General features: G+C 55.1%; 4 protein-coding genes. 1 reads left to right on the top strand and 3 read right to left on the bottom strand.

What is annotated here, in order from left to right; translation table 11 throughout:
• Positions 1 to 2,191 (top strand): hypothetical protein (locus V6D20_09965; protein HEY9816105.1); only part of this gene is annotated, 2,191 nt, incomplete at its 5' end.
• Between the two features lie 177 nt (positions 2,192 to 2,368).
• Here the strand turns inward: V6D20_09965 and V6D20_09960 are convergent.
• The 3 genes from V6D20_09960 to V6D20_09950 all read right to left on the bottom strand — a co-directional run.
• Positions 2,369 to 2,710 (bottom strand): type II toxin-antitoxin system PemK/MazF family toxin, encoded by a 342-nt coding sequence (locus V6D20_09960; protein ID HEY9816104.1) that lies wholly within the window; start codon positions 2,708 to 2,710, stop codon positions 2,369 to 2,371.
• A gap of 14 nt (positions 2,711 to 2,724) precedes the next feature.
• The gene (locus tag V6D20_09955; GenBank protein ID HEY9816103.1) at positions 2,725 to 2,976 is read right to left on the bottom strand and encodes an AbrB/MazE/SpoVT family DNA-binding domain-containing protein; all 252 of its coding nucleotides are present in this window, start codon (positions 2,974 to 2,976) and stop codon (positions 2,725 to 2,727) included.
• A gap of 99 nt (positions 2,977 to 3,075) precedes the next feature.
• Positions 3,076 to 3,849, bottom strand: a 774-nt coding sequence (locus V6D20_09950; protein ID HEY9816102.1) for a GDSL-type esterase/lipase family protein, incomplete at its 5' end; no start/stop codon positions are given.

Genomic DNA, 3,849 nt, shown 5'->3' with positions numbered 1-3,849 from the left:
GTTTAGCTCGGTGATTGTTGTCACCGATCGCACCGTCCTCGACAGCCAACTGCAGGCCACTATCTATCAGTTTGAGCACGCTCAAGGCGTCGTCGTGCCCATTACCCGCGACGGCAGCAGCCAGAGCAAATCTGAACAGCTCGCCCAGGCCCTAGCCGCCAAAACCCGCATCATTATCGTCACCATCCAAACCTTTCCGGCCCTGTTCGATGCGTTGGATCAATACCCAGGTCTGGCAAGCGATCGCTATGCGGTGATCGCCGATGAAGCCCACTCCTCCCAGACAGGCTCTGCCGCTAGCAAACTCAAGGCTATTCTGGGTAGTGTTGGCGCAGCCACTCCAGAGGAGCACCCTTCTGATCAAGACGACATCAGCGCCGAAGAACTGCTCGCCGCCGCCGTGCAGGCCCGCCGCCCCAATGACCGCATCAGCTACTACGCCTTTACCGCAACTCCTAAATCCAAAACCCTAGAGCTGTTTGGTCGCAGACCCCAGCCAGACCTCCCGGACAATCAAGAGGACAATAAGCCCGAACCCTTCCATGTCTATTCCATGCGGCAAGCGATCGAAGAAGGCTTTATTCTCGATGTGCTGCTGAACTACACCACCTACGCCACCGCCTGGAAAATCGCCCACCCTAATGGCGAAGACGAGGAGGTTGATTCTAAAAAAGCCCGCACCAAGCTGGCTCGCTGGGTGCGCCTACACCCCTACAACATCAGCCAAAAAGTAGAGGTGATTGTTGAACACTTCCGAGAGCACGTGCGCCACCTGCTCAACGGTCAGGGCAAGGCCATGGTGGTCACAGGCAGCCGTCAAGAGGCCGTGCGCTACCAGCTCGCGCTCAAAGCCTACGTCCAAGACCAAGGCTATCCCGATGTCCATCCCCTGGTGGCTTTTTCCGGCAGCGTGCCCCCCGATGCCGTCATTCCCGAAGAGGTAACCGAAACCAGCCACCTACTCAATGCTGGGCTGAACGGACGCGACCTAGCCAAAGCCTTTGACACCGCCGATTTCAATATTATGATCGCCGCCAACAAATACCAGACCGGCTTCGATCAGCCCAAGCTTTGCGCTATGTATGTGGACAAGAAACTGCACGGTGTGGACTGTGTGCAAACCTTGTCGCGCCTCAATCGCACCTTTCCTGGCAAAGCCACCTTCATCCTCGACTTTTTCAACGAGCCCCAAGACATCCTTGACGCCTTTTTGCCCTACTACACCAAAGCCAAACTGGCCGATATTTCGGATCCACAGATCATCTACGACCTGCAGGGCAAGCTGGATGAGGAAGGCATATACCACTGGCATGAGGTGGAAGCCTTCGCGTTGGCCTTTTTTAACCCCAAGGCCGCCCATGCCAAACTCACCTATCATTGCCAGCCCGCTGTCGAGCGGTTTAAGCATCGCTACCACCAAGCAGAAGCCGCCCAACGGCAAGCCCTAGAGCAAAAACGCGCCGCCACGCTCCACAACAACGATGCGGCCCGCAAACAAGCTGAGCACGAACTCAAAGCCACTGGCGAACAAATTGACCAGCTCGATTTATTTAAAAAGAACCTCCAGAGCTTCGTGCGCCTCTATGAGTTTCTGTCGCAAATTGTTGATTACGAAGACCCAGAGCTAGAGCAACTCTGCGTCTATGCTAAGCACCTGTATCCGTTGCTCAGGCGCGATCGCCTCGACCAAGAAGACATCGATATCTCAGAGCTAGCGCTGACTCACTATCGCCTCACCAAACGCAAAGAACAGCAGCTACGGTTATCCGAAAATCCAGGAGAGTATTCGTTGACACCGGGGAGTGCGATCGGCACTGGCAAAGCCCATGATCCTGATAAACAGAGCCTCTCAGAGATTATTCAGGCGTTGAACGATCTATTTGGCGCAGAGGTCAGCGACGACGACCAGGTGCAGTTCCTCAACACCATTGCCCAGCGCATCAGCCGCCAAGATGACGTGATGGCCCAGGTCAACAACCACACCCCAGACCAGGTGATGCACGGTCTGTTTCCAAAACGGGTGGTTGATACGGTGCTCGACACCATGATCGACCATGAAAAGCTCTCACTGGAAGTGCTGGATAACGAACAGTCAGGACGTCAGTTTGCCCTTCTAGTGCTGAACATTTTGACTGCGGCTAGTGGCACCCTAGGCAAAGATTTAGGTACGGATGAGCAAGCCGCAGGATAGAAAGGTTTAGAAGCCGCCGTTTGGAATCTTATGGTGCCCACGCTCCGGTGTTGACACCTGTCTCGATCGCTCCTGCGACCATTGAGGGCCGGGCGCAGAGCGCCACCGGGGCATTCCCACGCAGAGCGTAGGAACGATAGGGATATCTATTCACCTAATTTTCCTACTGCCCCCCGCCTAGCTGCCAATGATGAGATTCAGCGTTGCCGCAACCTGATCAACCACTGCCGAGGGCAAACGCTCATCCATACTGCGCCACCAGCGCTGGCTCACATCGATTGTGCGGATCTGCTCGGCAATCACCGACCCGCTCACCCGAAACCCTTCAGGAATAGGAATTAGCGTCTTAATTTCAGGTCTAACCGTACTGGTAATGGGTGACACAATCACGAGGCCACCCCTAGCCGCGTTAAAAGACATCTGGCTCAACACTAAGCAGGGGCGAGCATCTCCCATTTGCTCTCTCCCCTGGGTGGGATTCAAATTGACGCGAATCACCTCACCTCGGCGCAACTGCATCCTGATCTCCTTTTCTAGAGCAATTCCTGCCCCTCTGGCCCACTGTTCACAAAGTCGTTCACATCCGTGGGGTAGCAAAAATCGTCAGGAATACTGGCCAATAACTCGTCCAAAGAGGTAGCGATCGCCTTCTTGCGGATCACCAACGCCCCATCTACTTCCAACATCTCCACTGTCGAGTTTTCATCCCATCCAAAGCTCTCCGCCAACCGATGGGGAATGCGTAAGCCTAAGCTATTCCCCCACTTTTTCAGTTGAATATCCATACTGCCGAGCTGAATTATACTTTGTATAATAGTTTAGCATTCCTCAGCAAGCGATCGCCTCTTTGCCCTCAACCCTTACCCCTCTTTATATCTCCAACCCTAAGCCAAGTTAAACTGCTGCAGCGCCAAGCGCCACACCGCATATCCCCGCTGACTTAGATGAATGCCATCCGTGGTCAAATCACGGTGGAGTACTCCTGCCGCATCCGTAAAATAGACCTGGAGATCGAGATAGCTTACCTGTTCTGCCTGAGCTAAGCGGGCGATCTGTTGATTCAAGCCCTGAATGCGATCGCTGGGGAGCGCAGGCAGCCGGGTGGGCAAGATGGAATGAACCACCACCTCCGCATCGGGATGCTGCTGCCGCAAGCGTTGCATGATCTGATGAATATTGCCCAACAGCTCCTCATCCGACACCCCCCGTCGTAGATCGTTAATGCCCACCATCACATGGACGCGATCGGGACGAGCTTGATCAAACGCCGACAGCCGCTGCAAAACGCCCGCCGATGTATCTCCAGAAATACCTTGGTTCAGCCAAAAGCGATCGCTTGATAATTGCTCCGTGGGATACCAAAGACTGAGCGAATCGCCCACCATCACCGTCAGACGATTGCTGCCTTGCCCCCGGGCCATCGACTGAGCCTCTTGATGCAGCAAGTCTACCCATTCCTCATAGGTGGGCTGGAGCGTCGCCCCTTGCCAATCACTCTGAAAGCTATCCACCGGCAGGCGCGTGTAGGTTTGCCCGGCCCGCAGGGCCGCCCGCCGCTGCATGTACATTTGCCCTCCAGAACTAGGCCGCAATCGCGGACTGACCAAGGGTTCATCCCAATTCAACGTAGCAGGGCTAGCCACGGCAAGCTGGGAGGG

It is taken from the genome of Candidatus Obscuribacterales bacterium, from assembly GCA_036703605.1.
In the GTDB taxonomy this organism is placed as follows: domain Bacteria; phylum Cyanobacteriota; class Cyanobacteriia; order RECH01; family RECH01; genus RECH01.
The sequence above is the reverse complement of the archived record's forward strand: the minus strand, read 5'-3'. Positions and strand labels throughout refer to the sequence as shown.